22 protein-coding genes are annotated in these 25,538 nt (G+C 64.8%); 9 read left to right on the top strand and 13 right to left on the bottom strand.

Features of this window, described 5'->3' with window-relative positions; all coding sequences use genetic code 11:
• Positions 1 to 97: 97 nt before the first annotated feature.
• The 10 genes from CH305_RS09710 to cobM all read right to left on the bottom strand — a co-directional run bounded on the left by CH305_RS09710 (position 98) and on the right by cobM (position 12,758).
• Positions 98 to 1,981 carry an alpha/beta hydrolase-fold protein gene (locus CH305_RS09710; protein ID WP_373454548.1) on the bottom strand — a complete coding sequence of 628 codons (1,884 nt, stop codon included), beginning with the start codon at positions 1,979 to 1,981 and terminating at the stop codon, positions 98 to 100.
• Positions 1,982 to 2,202: 221 nt separating this feature from the next.
• Entirely contained in the window at positions 2,203 to 3,216 is a 1,014-nt protein-coding gene (locus CH305_RS09700; RefSeq protein WP_094703531.1) for an alpha/beta hydrolase family protein, read from the bottom strand.
• A 347-nt stretch (positions 3,217 to 3,563) separates the two neighbouring features.
• On the bottom strand, positions 3,564 to 4,589 hold the full coding sequence (locus CH305_RS09695; RefSeq protein WP_371828289.1) for an alpha/beta hydrolase: 1,026 nt from the start codon (positions 4,587 to 4,589) through the stop codon (positions 3,564 to 3,566).
• 219 nt (positions 4,590 to 4,808) lie between these two features.
• Entirely contained in the window at positions 4,809 to 6,674 is a 1,866-nt protein-coding gene (zomB, locus tag CH305_RS09685) for a flagellar motor control protein ZomB (protein ID WP_094703530.1), read from the bottom strand.
• Complete coding sequence (locus CH305_RS09680; protein ID WP_032405400.1) at positions 6,652 to 7,557, bottom strand: decaprenyl-phosphate phosphoribosyltransferase; 906 nt, start codon at positions 7,555 to 7,557, stop codon at positions 6,652 to 6,654. Before CH305_RS09680 ends, zomB begins: the two co-directional genes overlap by 23 nt.
• The gene (locus CH305_RS09675; protein WP_170944675.1) at positions 7,554 to 8,090 is read right to left on the bottom strand and encodes a phosphatase PAP2 family protein; all 537 of its coding nucleotides are present in this window, start codon (positions 8,088 to 8,090) and stop codon (positions 7,554 to 7,556) included. Before CH305_RS09675 ends, CH305_RS09680 begins: the two co-directional genes overlap by 4 nt.
• Positions 8,068 to 9,975 carry a glycosyltransferase gene (locus tag CH305_RS09670; RefSeq protein ID WP_094703529.1) on the bottom strand — a complete coding sequence of 636 codons (1,908 nt, stop codon included), beginning with the start codon at positions 9,973 to 9,975 and terminating at the stop codon, positions 8,068 to 8,070. The genes CH305_RS09675 and CH305_RS09670 overlap by 23 nt, the downstream gene beginning before the upstream one ends.
• On the bottom strand, positions 9,972 to 11,201 hold the full coding sequence (glf, locus tag CH305_RS09665) for a UDP-galactopyranose mutase (protein WP_094703528.1): 1,230 nt from the start codon (positions 11,199 to 11,201) through the stop codon (positions 9,972 to 9,974). Before glf ends, CH305_RS09670 begins: the two co-directional genes overlap by 4 nt.
• Before the next feature lie 67 nt (positions 11,202 to 11,268).
• Positions 11,269 to 12,018: a precorrin-6A synthase (deacetylating) gene (gene cobF, locus CH305_RS09660; RefSeq protein ID WP_179278247.1), complete on the bottom strand. Its 750-nt coding sequence runs from the start codon at positions 12,016 to 12,018 to the stop codon at positions 11,269 to 11,271.
• Positions 12,015 to 12,758, bottom strand: coding sequence for a precorrin-4 C(11)-methyltransferase (gene cobM, locus CH305_RS09655; protein ID WP_094703527.1), 744 nt, complete (start codon positions 12,756 to 12,758; stop codon positions 12,015 to 12,017). The genes cobF and cobM overlap by 4 nt, the downstream gene beginning before the upstream one ends.
• A gap of 181 nt (positions 12,759 to 12,939) precedes the next feature.
• Between cobM and CH305_RS09650 the strand changes: the two genes are divergently transcribed.
• A complete protein-coding gene (locus tag CH305_RS09650; RefSeq protein WP_094703526.1) occupies positions 12,940 to 15,135 on the top strand; it encodes an N-acetylmuramoyl-L-alanine amidase in 2,196 nt (731 codons plus the stop codon).
• A 70-nt stretch (positions 15,136 to 15,205) separates the two neighbouring features.
• Positions 15,206 to 16,099 carry a M23 family metallopeptidase gene (locus CH305_RS09645; protein ID WP_218828580.1) on the top strand — a complete coding sequence of 298 codons (894 nt, stop codon included), beginning with the start codon at positions 15,206 to 15,208 and terminating at the stop codon, positions 16,097 to 16,099.
• A gap of 15 nt (positions 16,100 to 16,114) precedes the next feature.
• Here the strand turns inward: CH305_RS09645 and CH305_RS09640 are convergent, their stop codons facing one another.
• Positions 16,115 to 16,951, bottom strand: a complete 837-nt coding sequence (locus CH305_RS09640) for a Cof-type HAD-IIB family hydrolase (RefSeq protein ID WP_032405406.1) — start codon at positions 16,949 to 16,951, stop codon at positions 16,115 to 16,117.
• Positions 16,952 to 17,026: 75 nt separating this feature from the next.
• Between CH305_RS09640 and CH305_RS09635 the strand changes: the two genes are divergently transcribed.
• On the top strand, positions 17,027 to 18,058 hold the full coding sequence (locus tag CH305_RS09635) for an NADP-dependent oxidoreductase (RefSeq protein WP_094703525.1): 1,032 nt from the start codon (positions 17,027 to 17,029) through the stop codon (positions 18,056 to 18,058).
• 55 nt (positions 18,059 to 18,113) lie between these two features.
• Positions 18,114 to 18,626, top strand: a complete 513-nt coding sequence (gene msrA / locus CH305_RS09630) for a peptide-methionine (S)-S-oxide reductase MsrA (protein WP_032381071.1) — start codon at positions 18,114 to 18,116, stop codon at positions 18,624 to 18,626.
• A 53-nt stretch (positions 18,627 to 18,679) separates the two neighbouring features.
• On the opposite strand, the gene CH305_RS09625 is transcribed toward msrA, so the two are convergent.
• On the bottom strand, positions 18,680 to 19,726 hold the full coding sequence (locus CH305_RS09625; RefSeq protein WP_094703524.1) for an NAD(P)-dependent alcohol dehydrogenase: 1,047 nt from the start codon (positions 19,724 to 19,726) through the stop codon (positions 18,680 to 18,682).
• 95 nt (positions 19,727 to 19,821) lie between these two features.
• Here CH305_RS09625 and CH305_RS09620 point away from each other — a divergent pair, with 95 nt between their 5' ends.
• The 5 genes from CH305_RS09620 to CH305_RS09600 all read left to right on the top strand — a co-directional run bounded on the left by CH305_RS09620 (position 19,822) and on the right by CH305_RS09600 (position 24,810).
• The gene (locus CH305_RS09620; protein ID WP_094703523.1) at positions 19,822 to 20,448 is read left to right on the top strand and encodes a TetR family transcriptional regulator; all 627 of its coding nucleotides are present in this window, start codon (positions 19,822 to 19,824) and stop codon (positions 20,446 to 20,448) included.
• A gap of 4 nt (positions 20,449 to 20,452) precedes the next feature.
• Positions 20,453 to 21,751 carry a YhgE/Pip domain-containing protein gene (locus CH305_RS09615; protein WP_371828290.1) on the top strand — a complete coding sequence of 433 codons (1,299 nt, stop codon included), beginning with the start codon at positions 20,453 to 20,455 and terminating at the stop codon, positions 21,749 to 21,751.
• A 19-nt stretch (positions 21,752 to 21,770) separates the two neighbouring features.
• The gene (locus CH305_RS09610; protein ID WP_037152802.1) at positions 21,771 to 22,514 is read left to right on the top strand and encodes a CPBP family intramembrane glutamic endopeptidase; all 744 of its coding nucleotides are present in this window, start codon (positions 21,771 to 21,773) and stop codon (positions 22,512 to 22,514) included.
• Positions 22,515 to 22,519: 5 nt separating this feature from the next.
• Entirely contained in the window at positions 22,520 to 23,122 is a 603-nt protein-coding gene (locus CH305_RS09605; RefSeq protein ID WP_094703522.1) for a DinB family protein, read from the top strand.
• A gap of 341 nt (positions 23,123 to 23,463) precedes the next feature.
• Positions 23,464 to 24,810: an HNH endonuclease signature motif containing protein gene (locus CH305_RS09600; RefSeq protein ID WP_094703521.1), complete on the top strand. Its 1,347-nt coding sequence runs from the start codon at positions 23,464 to 23,466 to the stop codon at positions 24,808 to 24,810.
• Positions 24,811 to 24,872: 62 nt separating this feature from the next.
• On the opposite strand, the gene CH305_RS29030 is transcribed toward CH305_RS09600, so the two are convergent.
• Positions 24,873 to 25,499 (bottom strand): hypothetical protein, encoded by a 627-nt coding sequence (locus tag CH305_RS29030; RefSeq protein ID WP_179278246.1) that lies wholly within the window; start codon positions 25,497 to 25,499, stop codon positions 24,873 to 24,875.
• Positions 25,500 to 25,538: the final 39 nt, after the last annotated feature.

The raw sequence follows: 25,538 nt of genomic DNA, 5'->3' as shown, positions 1-25,538 counted from the left end.
ATCGAAAATCCTTCGGTCGTCGGGTCGCAGGCGAGCGTACAGCCACGCTCTGAGAGAACTCTGAAGCCGTGACCGACTCCGAAGCACTCTCGAGAGGTCACGGCGCGATCGTCGCCACGCCGTCCTTGACAGTGATGATGCCGAACTGGAAGTTCTGCTGCTTACCGCCACCGTCGATGTCGAACTGATCGCTGGTGGGGTAGCCGAGGCGGCCGCCCTCGTAGCCGACCGATCCCCAGGCATCGAAGATCGAACCGTACGGGGTGGACCAGGCACCGCTGAGCGGGCTCCAGTAGATGTTGCCGGTCTCGAACTGGTTGAACCGTCCGCCGTCTCGGATCGGGCCGAGCTCGTTGGACTTAGGGAACCCGAGAGGTCCACTCTCCCAACCCAATTCACCGTACTTACCGAGAATCATGCCCTGCACAGAATGGACTCCTGCATCGGGCGAGGTGTAGATCGCACCGATCTCGAATCCCTGAACCGACCCGGGCTTGTTCGGAGTCACGACCTCGTCGAGCACCGGGTAGCCCAGGGGCCCACCCTCGTAGCCCTGGGCTGCCCACTCGTCGAGCACGGCTCCCTTGACCACGTGAGCACCGGTCTGCGGCGTGAAGTAGACCATGCCGTTCTGGAAGGCGTTGAAGCGTCCACGACCGTCCGGGGTACCGATCTCGCCGGTCTTCGGGAACCCGAGTGCACCCTCGGGGCCCTTGTTGCCCTGGTAGATGCCACCGATCGCTCCGGCGACGACCTGCGCGCCGGTGTCGGGGGTGAAGAAAACTCGGCCGAACGTGAAGTCCTGAGCGCGTCCACCTGCGACGTTGTATTCCTCGGTCAGGCACGGTCCGAGCCACGAGTTGGCTCCGCTGGCGTTGCCGATCATTCCGGCAGCACTGCACGCGGGCTTGTCCACCTCGACACCGAGCGCGGTGGCGAGCTGCGGCCACAGCTGGTGCAGCTCGAACTGCCAGTACGGCCACGAGTGCGTGCCCGACGGCCGGTAGTTCACCTGAGCCGGGATACCGAGCTGATTGAGCTTGGTGGCGAAGGTCTGCGAGGTCAACCGCGACAGGATCTCGAGGCCCATGCCGGCGTAGTTGGTGCTCACACCCGGGATGGGCGACGGCTGATCGTACGGTCCGGTGGAGCCGTTGCCACTGGAGATGTAGAGGCTGACGCCCTTCAGCTTGTCGGCGAGCAGGTACGGATCATGTTGTGCCCACAGGGAATTGGACGGCGACCCCCACATGGCGCTCGAGCTGTAGCCGCCGGCGTCGGTCATTGCGTACTGGATGGCCTGCGGCATTCCCAGCGAGGTGGTGGTCAGGATGCCCGAGAGCGAGCCGGCGAACTTGAAGAAGCCGGGGTTGCGCGCTGCGAGGAACATCGCCGAGGTACCACCCATCGACAGTCCCACGACACCGCGGGTGTCGGTGCTGCGCCAGTCCTTGGCCAGGATCGGCGGGAGCTCCTTGGTCAGGAACGTCTCCCACTGGTAGTTCTTGCCGTTGTCCTGATCGACCCAGTCGGAGTAGAAGCTGGACTGGCCACCGATGGGGAGGACGACGTTGACGTTCTTGTCGGCGAAGTACGACTCGGCGTCGGTCTCGGCCGTCCAGCCGTTCTCCTGATCGGTCGCGCGCAGGCCGTCGAGCATGTAGACCTGCGGGAACGTCGCCTGCGGGTTGATGTTCCAGTCACGGGCGAGCAGCAGCTGAACCTGGATCGGCGTACCCATCGAGGGCGACTGGATCCACAGCGCGACGCGGCGATCGGACAGCCAGTCCACGGACGTCACCGTGGCACCGGAGGTCTGGGTGTAGGCGGGTCCGGCGTGTGCAATCGGAGCTGCGGCCGCAACCGTCGTCGTCGCGAAGGGGATCATCAGCGCGGAGGCGACGGCCAGTGCTGCTGCCGCTCGCCCGGCCCGTGTGCCGGCCGATGGGATTCGACCGAACCGAACAAGCCCAGTGCGCATGATGGTGACTCTCTTTCGACGTGAACTCTCGAAGGTCTCGTTAGGAGACATGCTTCGTATGTCTTTCTACACGTGCCGGATGGCGACGGACAGCAGACGCGCTGTGACTGATGGTGCGATTGTGAACAGAGGTGATGGATTCGATCCCGCCGAAACCCAAGAATGCCGCCCTGCGTTGGTGCGCAGGGCGGCATTCTCCGAGCATCGATTACCTGTCGAGATCAGGCGTTGAGCGCGTCCAGGATCTGGGTGCGAGCCTTCCACAGCTCGGCTCCCCAGTACGGCCAGGCATGGATTCCGTTCGACGGGAAGCTGTACGTGGCCGGGATGCCGAGAGTGTTCATCCGGATCTGGAATGCACGGGTGTTGGCGAGCGAGAGCGCCTCGAGAGCCATGCCGTTCGCCGTGTTGTAGAAATCGATCGGCGCGGCAGGATGGTCGAACTCGCCGGGCAGACCGCTGGCTGCCGAGATGTACAGCGACAGGCCCTGCAGACGCGGTGCGAAGACGAACGGGTCGTTACGCAGCCACGCCGGGTTCCACGGCGGTCCCCACATGGAGTCGACGTTGAAGCGACCTGCGTCGAGCATCGCAACGCGGATGGCCTCGCGCATACCGGGCGCGGAGATGTTCAGGTAGCCCGAGAGCGAGCCGGCGAACTTGAACTGATCCCGGTGGTACGCCGCGAGCGTCAGAGCCGCGGAACCACCCATGGACAGTCCGAGGACACCGTTGTTGCTGCGCGAGACACCGTAGTTCTCGAGGAACGCCGGGAGCTCCTGCGTCAGGAACGTCTCCCACTTGTAGGTGACTTCCTGGCCGTTGAAGTTCGACGAGGTGTACCAGTCGCTGTAGAAGCTGGACTGACCCCCGACGGGCATGACCAGGGTCACGTCGTCGTTGGCGAACTGGTCCTGCGCGTTGGTCTCGAACGTCCACGCGTTGCGGTCGTCGCGGGCGCGCAGGCCGTCGAGCAAGTAGAGAGCAGCATTTCCGCCACGAGCGGCCCACTGAACCTGAACCTTGATGGGGCCCATCTCGGACGGAACGATCAGATCCTCGCGGCCACCGGCCGGAGTCTGGTGCACGACGGACGCCGGTACTGCAACAGCGACGGCTCCGCCGACCACACCGGCTGCGATGGGCAGAACGAGCGCTGCTGCGCTGACGCCGAGCAGGCGCTGACGCCAGCGTGAGGAGGCCTTCGGTGTACTGCTGAGGCCGGCAAATCGCATGGAATGGTGCTCTCTCTCATCTACGCGGTCTCCGCTGTCGTAGCGGCCCCCGGCAATCGAACAGGGCGAACTGGTGGCCCCGTGAGGCCGAGGTGGAGCTGGGGATGCTGACAAGACCGAAGCCTCGAGAAGCTGAGGTTCTGCTGAGAACAGGAGAACCGCTCGATGGAGGTTATTCCATCGAGCGGTTCCAAGGCAAAACTGTGATCAGCGTCGCAGTTTCATCTCGCCGTTTCCCCGAAACAGGAGACTATCCTGCGTCGTCCCCGCTGAACAGCCCTGAAAAGTCGTGAGTTGTCACTAGGGGCCGAAAAGCGGGCGAAACGACCGAAACGTTGTGCCGCCGGTCAGTTACCGATGTTGGCGCTGAGGTCCGGAGCCATGACGCGAATCTGCTCGCCCCAGTAGCCCCACTGGTGGGTACCGACGGCCGGGAACGCGTAGGTGACGTTGTTGGCACCGATACTCGCCATGCGGATCTGGAAGGCGCGGCTGTTCGCCAGAGCGATGGCCTCGAGGCCCATGCCGTTGGCGGTGTTGTAGTAGTCGATGAAGCTCTGCGGGCGATCGAGTCCGCCGGGCAGACCGCTACCTGCGAATACCCAGACACGCGTTCCGTTGTCGCGCAGACGAGGTGCGAAGACGAACGGATCGTTGCGCAGCCACGCCGGATCCCACGGCGGTCCCCACATCGCGTCGATGTTGTAGCGACCGGAGTCCAGCAGCGCCAGACGCATCGCTTCGCGCATGCCCGGTGCCGAGATGTTCAGGTAGCCGGACAGCGAGCCCGCGTAGCTGAACTGGTCGGGGTGGTACGCGGCGAGCGTCAGAGCGGCCGAGCCACCCATCGAGATACCGATGACACCGTTGCGGTTGGGGTTGAAGCCCCAGTTGGCGCGCAGGTTCTCACGCAGGTTCTGCGTCAGGAAGGTTTCCCACTTGTAGGTGGTCTGCTGACCGTTGAAGTTCGACGGTGCGTACCAGTCGGAGTAGAAGCTCGACTGTCCACCGACCGGCTCGACGACGTTGATGTTCCACGAGGCGAGAACTGCTCCGGCGTCGGTCTCGTGCTCCCAGCCCGAGATGTCCGTCGTGGCGCGCAGACCGTCGAGCAGGTAGACGACGCGGTTGGTGTTACCGTCCGCTGCCCGCCACACCCGGCTCTTGATCGGGCCCATGCTCGAGTCGGTCCAGACGTCGATGGCATTGCCGTCGAAGGCCGCGTTGGCAGTTGCGCCACCGCCCGCTACAGCCAATCCCAGTGGGAGGACCACCGCCATCAGCATGGACGTGGCGGCGCGGCGTCCCCATGACCCCGCTCGCTTGTCCGCCCCACGCTCATCCACGGACCGGCTCTTCCATCTACCCAGCATGCACTCGACCTCTCAGCTGCTTCGTCGTCACATCGGTTACGCAATCAACGCTTGATCTCGCAAGTTCATCATGTCTGTCGATCGGCCGTACAGGTCGTTCGCATACACATCCTTCGCACATATCGCGCGAAGTACGACCGCCGTTACACGATTGAGATAGCTCATCTTGGCGTCGAGATCTATTCGGCGCAACCCGGTGACTCTTTCGTGTCCTGACATCTAATTATCGGCTTTCAATATCGGAGCCGGAAGATCACATCGCTGTATTTCGTACTTGGGCACTCGGTCGAATCGATATCCCGCGTAGAAGAACGAGCGTTTGAGATTCCGGACGAACAATTGCTTCGTCAACGGCGCTCGATACGACGCCATCAATTCCTCGGTATCGGGGCAGGTCAGTGCCACCTGAGCTTCGGTGACCCAGTCCTCGTCCATGTACCAGGGGAGGTACGGGTGGATCCCGACGAGTCCGAGGTCGGCCACCACCCAATCCGGGTACAGGTTCTTGTCGTGCCCGATCCGGCCGTTCTCGAGCCGCTCGGTGTGCGACGCCAACGGGTACGCCAGTCCCATCTGATCGATGACCCGCACGTCGAGACCGACGTTCATGCTGGTCATTCCCAGGTTGAGGAAGTAGACGGTGTGACCGAACCCACCGTCGGGGATGGGCAGCGGCGGCGGGACGACGTCCCAGTAGGTGAACTGCGCCGACGGCAGCAGCAGGCCACCGTCCGGGGTGTCCTCGATCGCCTCGACCATCGCGCGCATCCGCGGGTAGTCGAGATAGTCCGAGGCGAGAATCGGATGGGCGTGCCCGGTGTTGAGCGAGTAGAAGGCGCGTTCGTCGACGATGCCGCTTCGGCCGACGATCGAGCCCTGCGGCATCCCCGTCGTATTCGCGGCCGCGACTGCCCAGACGACGATGCCGACCCACACGAGAACATCGGCGACGAATACCGCAGTCGCCCGGTCTGCAGACCAGCGTTTCGGTAGGGCAACGGGCAACACCGAAATCGGCAACAACAGCGTGAACAATGCCGGGAGCAACGTGCGCCCGTGCATGAAATCGCCGCCGACACGAATGGCGTACACGGCGAGGACGAAACCACTGATCAATGCGAACACGACGACGGCAGTGGGCGTCCTCAGCGCTGCGAGCCAATCGTGGAGCGACCGTGGCACGGACAGCCGGATTCGCGACACCGACAGCGCCGCTCCGACCACAAGAAGCGCGAGAGGCAACCACAGCAGGTACGGCCCCACCAGGTTGGACAGGTACGCGAATCCCTGCGACCACTTGGCTCCGCCCGCATCCTTCGATACCGCGGTGTTGGGGTACGGCAGGCCGTAGTACCCCATACGCCAGATCTGGTAGAGCACCGGAACCGCTCCGGCGACGGCGAACACCCGGATCCTGGACAGCCAGCTCTGCGGAGCCAGGAAGATCATCGCCAGCGCGAACACGGCCACGATGGACAGTTCCGGACGCACCAGCGGGCCGAGACCGGCGAAGAAAGCCAGCCCGAGCAGTTCGACGCCACCGCCGCGGCGCTGGCCCCAGCGGACCATCAGCAACCACAGCGTCGCCAGCCAGAAGATGACCAAGCAGGTCTCGAGCCCGGACGTTGCGAAGTCGCGGGCGGGGGGAACCGCGATGTAGACCAGGACTCCTGCGGGGAGGAACAGAGTCCGCGTCGCGGTACGACCCCGAAGGGCGAACGTGCCGATCATCGCGATGACGACGGCAGCGGTGGACAGCACGAGAGCAATCGTCAGAACCACGTACTCGAGGCGTCCGTCGCTCAGCCAACTGCCCGCGTACACGAGGTAGGTCCAGATGGTGCTGGTGTTGGTCTCGACGCGCTCGCCCGCGTTGAACACCGGGCCGTTGCCGGCCAGCAGGTTGCGGACGGTGCGCAGCACGATCAAGCCGTCGTCGGCGATCCAGCGGCGCTCCCACGCACCCCAGAGGAACAACGCTCCGGTGACCACGGCCCCGACCCAGAAGACGGGCCTGGTGATCGATCCCCGAGCGGAGTCCACCTCCCGCGTATCTCGCTGGTCAGGCGAGGTAGACAGCGACACCAACCACTCCGATCCACGCTATGGCGAGCAGCTGCAGAACCCTGTCTCCCAACGCGATCTCTTCGGGTTCGCCTGCCTCGCCGCCATCGACATCCACTGCGTATCGCAGGATTGCGATGGTAAACGGAATCATCGAGATGGCGAACCAGTTGGCTCCCGTGCCCGCATCCTCCTGGAAGGCCCAGAGGCCGTAACAGATGACGACGGCCGTCGCCGACAGCGTCCACACGAATCGCAGGTACGTGGTGGTGTAGTTCTCGAGCGATTTGCGGATCTTCGCCCCGGTTCGCTCGGCGAGCTGCAGCTCGGCGTACCGCTTACCGGCCGCCATGAACAGCGATCCGAACGCCATGATCAGCAGGAACCACTGCGAGAGCGGGATCGAGGCAGCGACGCCACCGGCGATGGCGCGGAGCAGGAAGCCGGACGAGACGATGCAGATGTCGAGCACGGCCTGGTGCTTGAGGCCGAAGCAGTACGCCAGCTGGACCGCGATGTACACGCCGATGACCAGGGCGAGCTTCCAGTTGGCGATGAACGACAGTCCGATGGCCAGGCCGAGGGACACCACGGCCATCCCGTAGGCGACGTTGACCGGAAGGACACCAGCAGCGATCGGACGGAACCGCTTGGTGGGGTGTGCGCGGTCGGCCTCGACGTCGAGCGCATCGTTGACGAGGTAAATGCCCGAGGCGGCGAAGCAGAACACGATGAACGCGAGCGCGACGGACAGCAGCACGTCGCGATCGGTGACCGAGCCCGCCGCCAGCGGCGCAGCCAGTACCAGGACGTTCTTGACCCACTGACGCGGACGAAGCGCCTTGACGATGCCGTCCGCCAGATTCTTCGGCGGTGCGCCTACGGGTGCGGCATCCTCGCTCATTTGTCTCCTTCGAACTTCACGACGGCCGCAGCCGTCAACGCGCCGAGTGCCGATCCGGCCAGCACATCGGTGGGGTAATGGACTCCGAGCACCAAGCGCGAGAGCAGCATGGGTGGGACGAGGACCGCCGGTAACGGTAGCCCGGTCACCCGGCCGAGGAGAACCGCGGCCGCTGTGGTGGATGTCGCATGCGAGGACGGGAAGCTCAGCTTGCTGGGCGTCGAGACGTTGATGCGTACGGCCGGGTCGTGGGGACGCGGCCGCCGCACGATGCGCTTGATGACGATCGACGCGGCATGCGAGCCGACGGCCCCGACGGCCACCGATGCCCACTGACGCCGACGCGGCGCGTCCAGTGCAGCACCGATTCCGGCGATCGCAACCCAGCCGAGTGCGTGTTCGCCGAAGTGCGACATGCCACGCGCGACGGTGATCGCGCCCGGCGCGCTGCCGACGGTGCTCTGCACCTTCTCGAGGATTCGGACTTCCGTCGGCACCTCGGTCTGGCCTTTACGCCTGGTAACGAAAGACACGTTCCCACGTTTCCTTACTGGTCAGGTGCGGCACGGCATCACGGTATCGAGCTTTGAGTGCGGGGAATTCGGCTGCCAACTGCTTGCGCAACGACAGTGCTTCCTTGAGCAACGCGGCGGCCTGCGCGCGGTCGCGCTTGCGGTAGACGACGCCCCGGCCGTCGGCGGTGGTGACGGTGACGCCGTCGACCTGGGAGAGCAGGAACCAGCGCGCGTCGAGAGTCGGAACGTTGAGCTGCGGACGCTCGTGATGCTGCTCGTGCGCAGGCTTGACGTTGTGGAGCAAGCCCTTTGCCAGACGACGGACCTTGGAGATCGGGTTGCTCGGCAGGCCGACGGCTCCGACTTCCTCACCGGATGCGAGCGGCAACTCCGTGGAACTGCCGACGACGACGGCGTCCGGGAATTCCTTGCGCAGTGCGTGCACCGTCGGCAGCGCCGTGGGCAGGATCTCGAGGATGTGCTCGGGACCGGCCAGGAAGTCACGGATCGCGAGGTTCTGAATGGCGACCGTCGAGTACTCGAGGCACAGCAGGTGCTTGACGGTGGCCTTGATGGTGTCGAGCACCAGGCCTTTGCCGTCGCCCGGCATGTGCAGGGACGCGACCACGAGGCGGTTGCGCAGGTGGAAGTACGCCTGCCAGTCGATGGCGTCGTCCTTGTCGCTCCACGCCATGTGCCAGATCGCCGCACCCGGCAGGGTCACCGTCGGGTAGCCGGCGTCGCGTGCGCGCAAGCCGTATTCGGCGTCGTCCCACTTGATGAACAGGGGCAACGGCTGCCCGAGTTCCTCGGCGACGACGCGCGGAATCATGCACATCCACCAGCCGTTGTAATCGACGTCGATGCGGCGGTGCAGCAGTTTGCTGGTGCGCAGCGGATCCTCGGAGAAGTCGTGGTCGTATTCGACGTTCTGCGCGCCGGTCCACATGAAATTGCTGCGATCGATCACTTCACCCATGACGTGCAGGTGACTGCGCGCCTGCAGGTTCAGCATCTGGCCGCCGACGAGCGTGGGCACCTTGGCGAACCGTGACATCGCCAACGCCCGCAGAATCGAATCGGGCTCGATCTCGATGTCGTCGTCCATGAACAGAATGTGTTGGCAGGCAGTGTTGTTCAGTGCCTCGTACATGATGCGGCTGTAGCCACCGGAGCCACCGAGGTTGGCTTGGTCGTGGATGGCGAGTCGCCCGCCGAGGGCTGCTGCGGCCTCGTCGAACCCGGGCTCGTCCTTGGCCTTGCGGGTGCCCTGATCCGGCATGATGACGGCCTGGATCACGTCGAGAACCAACGGATCCGAGCCAAGGGCCGCAAGCGCTTTGACGGCGTCGGCCGGACGGTTGAACGTGGGGATGCCGACGGCAACCGTGGCCTCGCCCGGTGCCTCGATCGGGGCGTACCAGCCCGCGCTCTCGAGCACCACCTCGGAATCGGAGGTGATGTCGAACCAGATCCAGCCGCCGTCCTCGAACGGACCGAGGTCGATCAGAAACTCCTGCGCCGCATCGCCGTCCACGGCTTCACGGCCCTCGACGTGGATGCGCGACGCGTCGGCCTTGGACCGGTAGACGTCGATTCGGCAGTGTCCGGAGACCTCGACGCGCAGCACCACGGACTTCAGGATGCTGTAGCGCCGCCAGTAGCTCGCCGGGAAAGCATTGAAATAGGTACAGAACGACACCTCGGACTCGGAGCCGATCGTGACCGAGGTTCGCGAGAGCGAGTGTGCCCGTTTGGCATTGGTGAGCGCTTCTTCGAGGTACAGCGTGCGCACGTCGAGCGGCTCGCCCGAGCGGGGCAGCAGTACTCGTTGCAGCAGTGACTTGCCGAGCACCGGGGCCACGTCGGCAACACCGTCGGCGAGGAGATGTTTGGCGGTCACTTGTCGCCTGCCAGGGGTGCGCCGGTCTCGAAGTGCGGGGCCAGAGTGTTGTCGTACATGTTCAGTGCGCTGGCGATCGCCATGTGCATGTCCAGGTACTGGTACGTCCCGAGACGCCCACCGAAGAGCACGCCGCTGGAGGCTGCTTCGGCCTTGGCGCGATCGCGGTATGCCTCGAGCTTGCTTCGGTCGTCGGGAGTGTTGATCGGGTAGTACGGCTCGTCGCCGCTCTTCGCGAAGCGGGAGAACTCGCGCATGATGACCGTCTTGTCGGTCGGGTACTCGCGCTCGGGGTGGAAGTGACGGAACTCGTGAATACGAATGAACGGCACGTCGCCGTCGTTGTAGTTCATCACCGGCGTGCCCTGGAAGTCGCCCGTCGGCAGCACCTCGGTCTCGAAGTCGATTGTGCGCCAGCCGAGTTCACCCTCGGAGTAATCGAAGTAGCGATCCAGTGGGCCGGTGTACACGATCGGGGCGTTCGGGCTCTCGGCCACGATCTGCTCCCGCACGTCGAACCAGTCCGTGTTCAGCCGGACCTCGATCTTCTCGTCGGCGGCCATCTTCTGGAGCCACGCGGTGTAGCCGTCGACGGGCAGTCCCTCGTAGGTGTCGTTGAAGTAGCGGTTGTCGAACGTGTAGCGCACCGGCAACCGGGTGATGTTGCCCGCGGGCAGATTCTTCGGATCGGTCTGCCACTGCTTGGCGGTGTAGTCCCGGATGAACGCCTCGTACAACGGACGCCCGATCAACGAGATCGCCTTCTCCTCGAAGTTCTGCGCGTCCTTGGAGTCGAATTCGTTGGACTGCTCTTCGATGAGAGCCCGCGCCTCGGCCGGCGAGAAGTACTTGCCGAAGAACTGCGAGATGAGGCCGAGGCCCATCGGGAACTGATACGACTGGCCCTTGTGCAGAGCGAAGACACGGTGCTGGTAGCTCGTGAAGTCGGTGAACTGGTTGACGTACTCCCAGACCCGCTTGTTCGAGGTGTGGAACAGATGCGCGCCGTACTTGTGGATCTCGATACCCGTCTCGGGCTCGGCCTCGGAGTACGCGTTGCCACCCAGGTGATGCCGACGATCGAGCACAAGAACACGCTTGCCCAGCTGGGACGCCGCCCGTTCGGCCACGGTCAGTCCGAAGAACCCGGATCCGACGACGATCAAGTCGTATCGGCCGGTCGCGGAGGCGTCGGAAGAGGTGGTCTCGGAGCTCACAGCAGTCACGGGCAACCAGGGTATCCGACGATCGTGACCGCTCTACCCCACCAGGCATCGGTCGGCCGGTCGGGTGTCACGGGGTCAGGCGTCGGAGCAGGTACGTGTCCATCACCCAGCCGTGTGCCGCTTTGACCTCGTCGCGGGCGCGGCGGATGTCTGCCAACACGTCGTCGAGTGGCCCCGCCACCAGCTTCTCGTCGACCGTGCCCAGGTTGGCACCCCAATGAATGCCCCACCCCGCGCCGGTCAGCGCGCTGCAGGCCAGGTTGCCGTCGAGCATGACCACCAGGTTGTCCAACCCGGCAGCGACGTCGCCCGCCAGGTTCCTGCCGGTGGTGATGACGATCGGTCCGCCGATGCGATTGAGTACGAGCCGGTGACTCGCAGCCAGCATCGACACACTGGAGATGCCCGGTGTGACATCGAACTCGATGTCGCCGCGCATGGCAGCCAGCCGCTCGACGACCCGAATAGTGGAGTCGTAGAGCGCGGGGTCTCCCCAAACGAGAAACCCGACGACGGTGCCCTCCGCGAGACCGTCGAGCACGTTGGCGTACGCGCGGGCGCGGGCGTCGTGCCAGTCGAGGACGGCGGTCTCGTACTCCCGGGGAGACCGATCGCGCGGTGGATCGGGCACCTCGATGACCTGGTAGCTGCCACCGTGGTGGCGCTCGAGGATCTCCCGCCTGGCTACTGCAAGATCGCCGACGGACGCACCCTTGTCGGCCACGATGAACACGTCCACGGCCCGGAGCTTCTCGACGGCCTGCACCGTCACCTGGTCCGGATGTCCGCCGCCGATGCCGATCAGATGGACCTTCACGAGCGGTCTCGGCAGGCGTCGTACAGATGCGATTCGGCGACGACGCGTCGAGCCAGGGCGGGCCCCACCAGGATCACTGCGGCCTGACGCAGCCCCGCGGCCTCGACCTGATCGGCGATGTCGGCCAGGGTGCCGCGCAGGATCAGCTCGTCCGGCTTGCTGGCGTGGAAGACGACCACGGCGGGGCAATCCGGCCCGTAGAACTCGGTGAGTTCGTCGGCGATGAGTCGGGTGCGGGTGATCGCCAGGTGCAACGCGAGCGTTGCGCGGGTGGCGGCGAAGTTCTTCAGCGCCTCGGTGTCGGGCATCGCCGTCGAGCGGGCCTGCGCGCGCGTGAGCACCACCGACTGCGTCACCTCGGGGACCGTCAGCTCGACGCCCAGTGACGCGGCAGCAGCGGCGTAGGCAGGCACGCCGGGGGTGACGTCCCAGGGCACGCCTGCGGAGTCGAGTCGGGCGGACATCTCCGCCAGCGCGGAGTAGAGGGACGGATCGCCCGAGCACAGGCGGGCGACGTCCTCCCCGCGCTCGTGCGCAGCGACGAGTTCGGCGGTGATGGCGTCGAGGTCCAGCTTCGCGGTGTCGACCAGGCGAGTACCGGCCGGGCAGTGTTCGAGAATCGCGTTGTCGATGTAGGTACCGGCATAAACGCAGACCGGGCTCGACCGTAGGAACTCGACGGCCCGCAGCGTGAGTAGGTCCGCAGCGCCTGGTCCGGCTCCGATGAAGTGCACAGTCACAGCTGGAAAGCGTAGGTGACATGTCCGACGCGCCGCGCCACTGGAACTTCCCGGCTGTGGCTAACTGTCAAGCTAAGGTTTAGCCTTGTGTCTGATGGGACTCATGTTGCTGATGTGATTCGTGATGTTCAGCAATCGAGATCCTACGACGCGTACCTACCAACAACCAGGGAGTACCGCCTTGCCGAACCGTCGAACGAAGCCGTCGATCGTTCTCGGTGCTGTCGCACTACTCGCCGTCGCGACCCCCTTTGCGGTCGCCGGCCTCACCGACAGCACGACAACCGGAGTTCGACCGGCCAACGAGACAACCCCGGTCACCGTGCCGACCACGATCGTCGAGACCGCACTCAGCGCAGCACCGGATATCGTGATTCCGCTGCAGGAGCTCACCGGCCTGCCGCTGCCCGATCTACGGCTCTCCGATCTGAAGTATCTGCCGCTGCCGGATTCCATCGTGATCCCGCCGATCCAGATCCCCGACATTCCGGGCCTGACCACGCCCGCGCCGGGGAATGCGACCGCGCAGGCACCGATTCCTAGGGTGGACGCATCGGCACCGGTCAACCCTGAGGCTGCCGACCCCACCGGGCCGCCGCTCGGAGCAGCAGTCAAGGAGATCTCGCAGGACACCCCGTTCAGCATGGTGGCGTTGACCTCCGAGCAGCTGAATGGCGCTAGCGCGCAGATTCGACGGCAGCTCGAGGACGGATCCTGGGGACCGTGGCTGCAGACCGCACCGGTCGACAGCACTGCCGACGACTCCGTTCCCGCTGCGGGAAAGCAAGGTACCGAACCGATCTTCGTCGGACTGACCAAGGCCGTGCAGGTGCTGCTGACGCCTTTGACGAGCAGTGCCGCTCCCGAAAGCTTTGCGGCTGCACCTGTTCCCGAGGTTCCGGTCGTCGAGCTGCCCACTGCTGACGCGCCTGCCGAAGCTCCTGCTGCAGATGCGCCCGCTCCCGCCGCCGCGGAACAGCCCCTCGGCTACACCCCGGCGTCGTCGAGCAAGCCACTGCGCCAGCAGGATCCGGCTCCCGTGGACCCCGCGGCCCCGATCGAGCCTGCTCAGCCCGAGGCTGCACCGGAGAGCTCGGCCGAGCAGTTGGCCTCGGCAGTGAACGACATCAGTGCCGTACTCATCACTCCCGGCACGTCCCCGGCCGACTCCGCACTCAGCGACCTCGCCACTCCGGTGGCGGGCGACGCGGGCCCCAAGGTCATCACCCGCGCCCAGTGGGGTGCCGACGAGTCGATCCGTTGCGCCACACCGACGATCGACGACTTCATCGGCGGTGCCACCGTGCACCACACCGCGGGCAGCAACGACTACTCCAAGTCCGAATCGGCCGAGATCGTCCGGGCCATCTACGCGTACCACGCGCAGACGCTCGGCTGGTGCGACATCGGCTACAACGCTCTCGTCGACAAGTACGGTCAGATCTTCGAGGGCCGCGCCGGTGGCTTGGACAAGCCGGTTCAGGGTGCCCATGCGGGCGGGTTCAACGAGAACACCGTGGGTGTCGCCATGATGGGCGACTACTCCACCGAGGATCCCTCGCAGGAGACCGTCGACTCGGTCGGCAAGTTCCTCGGCTGGCGACTCGGCAAGGCCGGTCTGGATCCGAAGGGAACCACGACGATGACCTCCGAGGGAACGGATTTCACGTTCATCGGCAAGGGCAAGACCGTCGACCTGCCGGTGATCTTCGGGCACCGCGACGTCGGCAACACCGAATGCCCCGGTGACGCCGGGTACGCCCGGCTCGGCGAGATCCGCGACATCGCGGCTGCCAACCTCGGCGGCGGGGATGCCACACCGGCGTCACCCGATACGACCGACACCGCTCCCGACACCGCGGTGACCGACCCGGCTCCGTCACGCCCGGGCACCGATGCCAGTTCCACTCTGGGCGAGAACATCCCGGCGCTGGTCGCCGAGCTGCAGCGTCTGGCGTCGACCAGTCCTGTTGCACAGAAGTGGTTGGCCTCGGGCGGCGAGACCGGCTCACTGGGCGTACCGGTGAGCGGCCTGGTGCAGGTGAGCGGCGGCCGTGAGAAGGCGCAGTTCCAGAACGGCGAGATCATCACCAACATGGCCGGTCAGGCTGTGGCCGTCATCGGCAAGATCTTCCAGCAGTACCTGCAGCAGGGTGGCGTCGACGGCGTCCTCGGTCTGCCGATCACCGACGAGTTCAAGGTGCCGGAGGGCTTCCGGACGGACTTCGAGAACGGTTCGTTGATCTTCAACGAACTCACCGGAATCGTCACCACGGTGATCAAGACGTACAACGACACCTACAACGCGGAAATGCAGAACCCCGCTGCGGCACCGGTGGAACCGGCACCCGCACCGGAGCCTGCACCCGCGGGCTGACATTCCCGCGAAATGGCCGAGTCACTGTGGTGACTCGGCCCTTTCGCGTTGGGATGGGTACCGTGACGTGATGTCTACGCGGACGCGCTTCGTGTTGTTGTCCTCCATCCCCCAGCTGGTGTGGCTCGTGCTCGTCACCGTAGCCGCCGTCGGGTGCTGGACGGCCGAGAACGGCGGCCGGTGGGCCGGATCTCCACTGCTGATGTTCGCGACGTTCCTGTTCGCGTACTTCTTCTCGGTACCGTCGTCGACGACGTTCGGCATTCCGTACGTTCCGATCAGCGCGATGCTGTTGGTGGTGTGCGCGGTGTCGGCCGTGCGAATCGACGACTGGACCGCCGGTTTCGACACCGACGCCTTCTCGTTCGAAGCGGTGCTCACCGTCTGTGCCGTCGCGGCTACGGTTGCGAGTCGCCAACTTGCCGTGCGTGATTCGACGACTCTCCGGTTGCACTTTCCGGTCGCCGGTGGGCGGTGGGAGGTAGCCGCAGGCGAGGGCAGACTGTTCAATCATCACTGGGAGGCACCACTCCAGCGCGCGGCACTGGATCTCGTCGAGGTCGATCGTCGTGGTTCCTCGCATCGCGGGGTTCTCGCCGGATGCGACGAGGACTACTACGCCTTCGGTTCACCCGTGCACTCCCCCGTCGACGCCGAGGTGCTCAGGTGCGGCGACGGCCTGAACGACGGCGAGCTCAACCCGGCGAAACCGGCGGGAAATCACGTGGTGCTGGGAGCCGGGTCGGAGGAGATTCTGATCGCGCACCTGAAGAAGGGAAGCGTCGCTGTCACCGCGGGGCAGCGCGTGCAGGTCGGCCAACTGCTGGGAGTCGTCGGGAATTCGGGCAACTCGACCGAGCCGCACCTGCACATTCACGCCCAACGGGACGGACATGCGGTGCGCATCGTGTTCGACGACGTCCGCGGCCGGATGTGGCCGGGTCGACGCGTCATCCGCCCCTGATCCGGCGGCGACGCGTCACCACCAGCGTTCGAGAACCTGCGCCACTCCGTCTTCGGCGTTGGTGACGGTCTGTTCGTTCGCCGCCGCGACGGCAGCGGGATGTGCGTTACCCATCGCAACGCCGAGTCCGACCATCGACAGCATCGGCACATCGTTCGGCATGTCACCGAAGGCGACGATGTCCGATACGTCGACCGACAGCGTCTCGGCCACCTTGGCCAGTCCCGACGCCTTGGTGATCCCCGGGGCCGACAGCTCGATGAGTCCGTTGTCGGTGGAGAACGTCAGGTCGGCGCGACCGGAGATCAGCGGCGAGAGAATGTCGGCCATGTGGCCGCTGGTGGATCCCGAGAGCCGGATCAGCAGCTTCACCGCGGGGACGTCGACGACGTCGTCCTCGGTCATCTCGACGTTGTCGGGGTTGAGCCACGCATGCTCGTAGCCGGGCGAACTGACGAACTGCGGTGTGGCCGAGTCGTGTGCGGTCTGCCCCACTCGCTCGGCCGCCAGACCGCAGCCGGGCAACGCGCGGTAGGCGACGTCGGCCAACCACTGCAGCGTCTCGACCGACAACGTCTCGGCGCTGAGCACCCGATCGGTCGCCGCGTCGTAGATCACCGCGCCGTTGGCGCACACCGACATCGGTGCGTAACCCAACTGGTCGACGACGGGTTGAATCCATCGCGGTGGCCTGCCGGTGGACAGCACGAACGGGACGCCGTCGGCCACCACGGCCGAGACGGCACGCTTGGTGCGTTCGGTGACGCGTTCATGCTGGTCGAGCAAGGTGCCGTCGACGTCGCTGGCAACGAGTCGGGGGGCGAGGCGGGTGGTGTTCGGCGCGTTGGTCATCGTGACGTCATTCTGCCCTAGTGTCGAAGTGCCCTGTTTTCGACATGCACGTCTTCGATGTGGAAGGAACGGTAGATGACATCTGTGAACCGTCAGATCCGATTGGCTCAGCGCCCGGTGGGACGCCCCGACGACTCGACGTGGGACCTCACCGAGGAGCCGATTCCTACCCCGGGCGACGGCGAGTTCGTCGTCACCGTCGACTACGTCTCTCTCGACCCGGCCATGCGCGGCTGGCTCAACGATGCACGCTCGTACGTGCCGCCCGTCGGCATCGGCGAGGTGATGCGCGCGCATGCCGTGGGACGGGTGTTGGAATCGCATCACCCCGATTTTGCTGTCGGAGAGATCGTTTCGGGATCGTTCGGCGTCACCGAGCATGCTCTGTCGGACGGCACGGGAGTGCAGAAGGTCGACGAATCCGTCGCACCGGCACCCACGTGGCTCGGAGCCCTCGGCTTCCCCGGATTGACGGCATACTTCGGCCTGATGGACGTCGGCAAGCTGACCGAGGGCGATACCGTCGTCATCTCGGGAGCCGCGGGAGCCGTCGGCAGCATCGCGGGTCAGATCGCGAAAGCCAAGGGAGCCATCGTGATCGGCATCGCCGGCGGTCCCGAGAAGTGCGCATGGCTCACCGAAGAACTGGGTTTCGACGCGGCGATCGACTACAAGAACGAGTCGGTGTACAAGGGCCTGAAGGCCGCAGCACCGAAGGGCATCGACGTGTACTTCGACAACGTCGGCGGCGAGATCCTGGACGCGGCCCTCTCACGTCTACGCAAGGGCGCGCGAGTGGTGTTGTGCGGAGCCATCTCCGGCTACAACGCCACCGATCCCCAGCCCGGGCCTGCGCACTACCTGTCCCTGCTGATCAATCGCGCATCGATGACCGGCTTCATCATCTTCGACTACCTCGATCGGTACCAGGAAGGCATCGAGGCCCTGTCCGAACTGCTCACCAGCGGCAAGATGACCGCACGGGAGCAGATCGAGATCGGCGGCGTCGCCGCCTTCGGATCGACACTGAACCTGTTGTTCGACGGTGCAAACACCGGCAAACTGGTTCTCGAGGTCGGCGAACGCCCCCACGACTCGGAATTATGACGGCCGCTCGTTCGTTGGACACCATGTATCGACCGATAGAGCACAAGGAGTAACGATGTCTGCAGCCACCGAAACCGCCATCCTCGCCGGAGGGTGCTTCTGGGGAGCCGAGGAGCTCGTCCGCAAGCTTCCGGGAGTGGTCTCCACCCGCGTCGGATACACCGGCGGCGAGGTTCCCAACGCCACCTACCGCAACCACGGCAACCATGCCGAGGGCCTCGAGGTCGTCTACGACCCCACCCAGACGTCCTACCGCGATCTGCTGGAGTTCTTCTTCCAGATCCACGATCCGTCCACCAAGAACCGTCAGGGCAACGACATCGGTGCCAGCTACCGATCGGCGATCTTCTACCTGAACGACGAGCAGAAGCGCGTCGCCGAAGACACGATCGCCGACGTCGACGCGTCGGGACTGTGGCCGGGCAAGGTCGTCACCGAGGTGACTCCGGCAGGAGACTTCTGGGAGGCCGAGCCCGAGCACCAGGACTACCTGCAGAAGTACCCCGAGGGATACACCTGCCACTGGGTACGTCCGGACTGGAAGCTGCCGCGTCGGGCAACCGCCTAGGAGCGGCTGCGCCGCAGGTGAGTGGAACTTCGACCCCTGCTACGAAGTTCCGCTCACATAGGTTGGCCGCGTAGATCCGACATATCGAGTACGAATCTGTACCGAACGTCGTTGGCAGCCAACCGGTCGAAAGCGTTGTTCACCTGAGCGGACGGCATCGTCTCCACGTCGGCGACGATGCCGTATTCGCCGCAGAAGTCGAGTAGATCTTGGGTGTATCGGCGTCCACCACTGCCCGCCGACGCCAGACTCTTTCGGCCGATCAGTAAATCCAGGAAATCGACCGTCGTAGAGCCGAGATAGCCGACGGTGCACAGTGTTCCGTCGAGTGCGAGGCAGCGCAGGTACGGCGCGAGATCGTGCTCGACGGGCACGCAGTCGATGATCAGATCGAGACCACCTGCCAGTGCGTTCATCGCGGCATCGTCGGTCGAGACGACAGTGTGATGAGCCCCCAACTTCTGCGCATCGGCGACTTTGTTTGCGCTGGTGGTCAATACGGTGACCTCCGCCCCGAGTGCGCGACCCAGCTTGACCGCGAGATGGCCGAGGCCCCCGATCCCAGCTATCCCCAACCTGACGCCAGGGCCGACGTTCCAGCGACGCAACGGCTCCCACACGGTGATGCCGGCACACATCAGGGGTGCCACCGCCGCCGGGTCGAGGTTGTCCGGGCGGTGGTAGACGAACCGATCGCGAACCACGTACTCGTTGGAATACGCACCGCGAGTGGTAGTTCCGTCGTGTCGGTCGCGCCCACCGTAGGTCAGTGTCGGGAACTCTCGACAGAAATTTTCCTGACCCACCGTGCACATATCGCACCGACCGCACGAGTCGACGATGTTGCCGACGGCCACCGCATCGCCGACGGCAAAGTCCGTGACGCCGGAACCGATGTCGGTCACCTCCCCGACGAACTCGTGCCCGGGCACCACCGGAAAGTCACCGGGATTCCGCGTCGAGTGCAGATCGGTGTGGCACACCCCGCAGTACGTCACCCGAACGGCAACGTCGTCGTCGCGAAGATCCCGCCGGTCGAATGTCCACCGCTCGAGTGGCGCGGTCTCGTCGACAGCTCGATATCCGGTAACTGTTCGCATGTTCGCATCCCTTCAAAAGTAACCAACTGGTTGGAAACTGTAGCGTCCGGCGAGATAGTTTTCAACCAACCAGTTGGAAATGTATGGTTTTCCGCATGGGCAATTCGGCTGCTACCCGCGCTCGGCTGCTGGCCGCCGCCACCGAGGAATTTGCGACGCACGGCATCGCCGGAGCACGGGTGGACCGAATCGCGGCGGCGGCCGCGTCGAACAAATCGTTGATCTACAGCTATTTCGGCAACAAGGACACCCTGTTCGACGTCGTCTTCGACACGCGAGTCGACACCGATATCGAGAACATCGCCTTCACTCCCGAATACCTGCCCGGGTACGCGGTGAAGCTCTACGACATGTACCTCGGCGACCCCACGCTGGTACGCCTGCTGACGTGGGCCCGGCTGGAGCGAACCCCGGCCGGGCCGCTATTCGACCGCAGACCCGGACACGACGACGAGAAATTCGCCATGATCGCCGACGCCCAACGAGACGGACTGCTGGTGGACGACGTGGACGCCGCAGACATCTGGTCGATGCTGATCGCCTTGGCCGGCACGTGGGCCCAGGCGGCGATCATCCACACCGCCGACAGCAACGAGCCCGTCGCCGACCACGACCGACGACGGGCCGCCCTTGCCGCCACCGTCGGGCGGGCGTTCTGCCACTCCCCACATCCAGCAGAGGCAGAACTACCGCGCACAGCGGAGCCGAACTTGCGACACTGATCCGGTGACCTCCGACAGAACCCCTCGGTCGATGGCCGACGTCCTTCGTTCGCCGCGTTTCTGGCTCGCGCCCATTCTGGTGGTATCGGCACTGATGTCGTTCCTCGCGGCCCTGTATCTGGGCGGCGTTCTCGATCCGCGGGGCAACTTGCACGACCTGCCCATCGCGATCGTCAACCAGGACGAGGGCGACACCCTCGCGGGCGAGCAACGCAATATCGGCAATGACATCGTCGACGGCTTGATCCAGAACGTCGACTCCGAGAAGGTCGCTTTCCGCGAGGTCGGCCCGGCACAGGCCGAATCGCTGCTGTCCACTGCGGAGGTCTACGGCTCCATCGTCATCCCCAGTGATTTCACCAAGAGAATGGGAATCCTGGCGCAGGCGAGTGTGATTCCCGGCGATGTCGAGAAGCCGGTCATCACGGTGTACACCAATCCGCGGGCGGGCAGCTTCGGTATGTCGCTCGTGACCGGAGTGGCCACTCCTGCATTCGAGTCGGTGAATCAGACCGTGGGCCAACAGATATCCGATCAGGTTCGCCAGCAACTCGGCGACACTCCGCTGGCGGGCGCGAGCGCACTGACGTTGGCGCAGCCGATCAATGTGATTGTTGCCCAGCATGATCCACTGCCCGACGGTACCGGCGGTGGCCTGTCTGCGTTCTACTACGCGCTGCTGCTCGTCTTGGCGGGGTTCACCGGTGCCACCATTGTCAGCACCCTCGTCGACGGACTGCTGGGGTTCACCCCCACCGAGATCGGCCCGAAGTACATTCACCGCGGACCCACCCAGATCAGCCGGTTCCAGACCCTGCTGGTCAAGTGGCTGGTGATGTTCGTTCTCGCCATGCTCGTATCGGGCCTGTACTTGCTGATCAGCCATCTGCTGGGCATGCCCATCACCCATGCGTGGACCCTGTGGATGTACGGCGCGTTCGCGATCACCGCCGTCGGATTCACGGCGCTAGCGGTGATGTCGGCATTCGGCACAGCAGGGTTGCTGATCAACTTGGTCGTTTTCATCATCCTGGCACTGCCGTCCTCGGGCGGCACGATTCCCCTCGAGGCGAGCCCGCCGATCTTCACGTGGCTGGCACAGTTCGAGCCGATGCATCAAATCTTCCTCGGCACCCGCTCGATCCTGTACTTCAACGCCTCGCCTGACGCCGGCCTGCTGCATTCGGTGGGAATGACGTCTCTCGGGCTGCTCATCGGGCTCGTGTTCGGCCTGCTCTTCACCCTTCTCTACGACCGCAAGGGCCTCGACAGAAGCCTCGATTCTCCGGGCGTTATCAGCTGACGCCGGTACACTCGATCCAATGCTTGCTGTTGACCCGGCCGGAAGCGTGGCACCAAGACGTGCCTTCCACGCTTACCTCGACGTCGCCATCGTCGTGCTCGTACTCGTGGGCACCAACCTCATCGCGCACTTCACCACGGCGTGGGCCAGTATCGCGACGGTTCCTATCGCCGCAGTGCTGTTGGTCGTTCTCTCGAACCGCCGTGGCCTGGGCTGGGCCGAATTGGGCCTGTCACCGAAACAGTGGAAGACGGGTTCGCTGTACGCGCTGGGAGCCGTCGGAATCGTCCTCACGGTCGTCGCGATCGGCGCGTTGCTGCCGTTGACCCGCCCGTTCTTCATGGCCGATCGGTACGCGACCGTCTCGGCCGCGGTGGTCGCGTCGATGATCGTCATTCCACTGCAGACCGTAATCCCGGAAGAGCTCGCGTTCCGCGGGGTTCTGCACGGAACGCTGGGCCGGATCTACGGCGCACGGGGCGTGTTCGCGGCAGGATCGCTGCTGTTCGGACTGTGGCATATCGCGTCCTCGCTGGGCCTGACGGCGGGCAACGTCGGCCTCAGTGGGTTCCTCGGCGGTGGCCTGTTCGGGCAGATCGTCGGCATCGGACTGGCTGTCATTGCAACGGCCGCGGCCGGCGTGGTCTTCACGTGGCTGCGCAGCCGCAGCGGAAGTCTCATCGCACCCATTGCCCTGCACTGGTCGTTGAACGGACTCGGCGCATTGGCTGCCGCCCTCGTGTGGCACGCATCGATGAACTGATACCGATGAAAGACGATCTGCACCAGTACCTTCGCATCGCACGCCAGAACATGGTGTGGAAACTCGACGGCCTGACCGAATACCAGAAGCGTCGGCCGATGACGGCGACCGGAACGAATCTCTTGGGTCTCGTCAAACACCTGGCGATCGTCGAGTACGGCTACTTCGGCCTCACGTTCGGTCGCGAGTTCCCACCTCGTTTCGCGGAACTCGAGGCATCGGCCACGGCCCGCCTCAATGCAGACATGTGGGCCACGGCCGATGAGTCGTCCGAATCCATAATCGCCTTGTACCGCGAGGCCTGGACGTATGCCGACAAGACCATCGATTCACACGACCTGGACACAGTCGGACGCGTCCTGCACTGGCCGTTGGAGAAGCAAGAAGTCACGTTGCATCGCGTGCTGGTGCATATGTGTATCGAAACGAATCGACATGCCGGACACGCAGACATACTGCGCGAATTGATCGACAACTCCGTTGGACTGCGCCTCGGCAACGAGAACATGACCGACGGCGATGCAGCGTGGTGGGCGCAATACCGATCCGAGCTGGAAACAGTTGCGCGAGCAGCTGATCCAAGCTCTTCCGACGATATGACGGATTGACCTACGAGTTCGTTCGAGACGGAGACTCCCATGGATTCCAGTCGTACCGAAGAATCTATGCGGACATCTTTTGCCGACGACTCCCCGGCTACGGATTGGCGGTTTGTGATGCAGCAGAGTCCGAGATCTGGAGCAGACCGTTCGATGACGCAAGCTTCAGCGATCGACCGCCGAAAGCGTGTGGGTAAGCCGCAAGGGCGATAGATCGCACGTGTACGACTGCGTGGCGGGTCGATACCACGGGCCACCGACAAGTTTGATCTCACGAATCCTTATGCAGGGCAATAGTTTTCGATTCGACTATCATTGCCAGTCGAACGCACGTTCGATACACTTAACCCATGACCACGGAGATCTGGCAACTGAGCGAGGCAGAACTCCTCGCCGACGCTGCTGATGTCTCCCACCGAATCCAGTTGATGGAAGCCCGACGTATCGCCCTCGTAGGCGAGATCGACACCCGCGTCTCCCGCGAAAAGCTCGGCTTCCCCGGCCCTGCCGGCTGGCTCACCTCCACCACCCTGCTCAGCCCCAGCAAAGCCACCAAAATCGTCGCCCTCGCACGCGGACTGAAGAACTTCCCCGACATCGCCGACGCCGTGAACACAGGCGTCATGTCCGTCGACCATGCCGCTCTGATCCTCGCCTTCGCCGAAACACCACCGAAGCACCTCCCCCAAGAAGGCCAGGACATCGCCCGCGCCGCCATGATCAAGGCTGCGACCGGACCACAAGCGCGCGCCGGCCGCATCCGCGAAGCGATCACCAAACTCGAGGACACCTTCGGCAGCAAGAAACCACCCCCCGAGGACACCGACCGCAACGAACTCTTCGCCTCGAAAACCTTGAACGGGCGATTGGTGCTCAAAGCCGACTTCGACGCTGTCACCGGAGAAAAACTCCTCGCCGCCCTCTCGCCGTTGACCGAACCCCGCCCCGCCGCCGACGGCACCCAAGACGAACGCAGCCCCGCCAAACGGCGCGCCGATGCATTCGGACAGATCATCGACCACTACCTCGCCTCCAGAAATCGCCCCACCGAAGGCGGAGAGAGGCCGCACCTCAACCTGCACATCCGGTTGCAGGATCTCACCGACCTCCGCAGCACCATGAACGCAGACAGCGACTCTGACTCTGACTCTGACTCTGACTCTGACTACGAGAATGGCAGCACCGCAACCGAATCCGACAACAACAGCCGGCCAGCTACCGCCGATCGTGGCGCGTATCGGGACCTGTTCGGCGACGGCACCACCGTCGGGTGGCTGCCGTGGATGGGACCACTCTCCCGCGAGACGTCCCGCCAACTGGCCTGCGACTGTCTTCTCACCGCCATCGTCATGGACGAGAACGGCTCCCCGATCAACCTCGCCCGCACCGCACGCACCGTCACCGCGAAACAGAAACGCGCGTTGACCGCCCGTGATCACGGTTGCGCGTTCCCCGGCTGCGGGAAACCCGCCGCCTGGACCGAAGGTCACCACATCTGGCACTGGACCGACGGCGGCCCCACCGACATGAACAACCTCGTCCTATTGTGCGGATTCCACCATCGACTCATCCACCACAGCGACTGGGAAGTCTTCATCGCCGCCGACAACCACCCGTGGTTCATCCCGCCGGCCACCGTCGACCCCTACCGACAACCCCGACAATCCCACGCCCGAGCCGGCCCCCACATCACATAACCACCCACACACGGAACCAGCCCCGCACCGAGAACACGGTGCGGGGCTGGAGGAGGTTGAGCTCAGGAACCCGAGGGAGCTGCCGGCGGTGCAGGAGGAGTCGCACCATCAGCGGGAGCCGGAGGGGTCGCGCCATCAGCGGGAGCTGCCGGCGGTGCGGGCGGAGTCGCACCATCACCTTCGGCGGGCGGAGCAGGCGGCGTCGCACCGTCTTCCGGTGCACACACAGCACCACCCGGTCCACCCTTACCCGGTCCACCCTTACCCGGACCGCCCTCAGCCGGGCCACCCTTGCCCGGACCACCAGCGGGCGGAGCAGGAGGAGTTGCGCCGTCACCCGGGGCCGGCGGTGTTGCACCGTCGGCCGGTGCGGGGGCCGTCGAACCGTCGGTGGACTCCGGGGCTGCCGGCACCTCGGATGCATCCGACCCGCCACCACCGTCGGTTCGCTGTCCGAGGGCGGACGACGACGCCACCGTGGACACGCCAGGCGAGACGTCGGGGCCGGTGGCTGCGAACACTGCCGCCGTCACCAGGGCTCCGACGGCCAGACCCGCTGCTGCGGTCGCTGCCAGCGGTACCCGTCCCTTCCAACGCTTCGGCTTGTTCGCCCGAGTCGGGTCGGCCTCGGCACTCGGTGCGGGCTCGGGGTTCGATGCGGCGGGAATCGGCTGAGTCTGATCGTTCACGTTCACTCCTTGTTCGGACTGTCTCGTTCGTTTCGTTCT

Origin of the sequence: Rhodococcus sp. 15-649-2-2, from assembly GCF_002258645.1 — a bacterium.
Taxonomy (GTDB): Bacteria; Actinomycetota; Actinomycetes; order Mycobacteriales; family Mycobacteriaceae; genus Rhodococcoides.
Note: the sequence above shows the minus strand (reverse complement) of the source record. Positions and strands in the feature narration are given on the sequence as shown.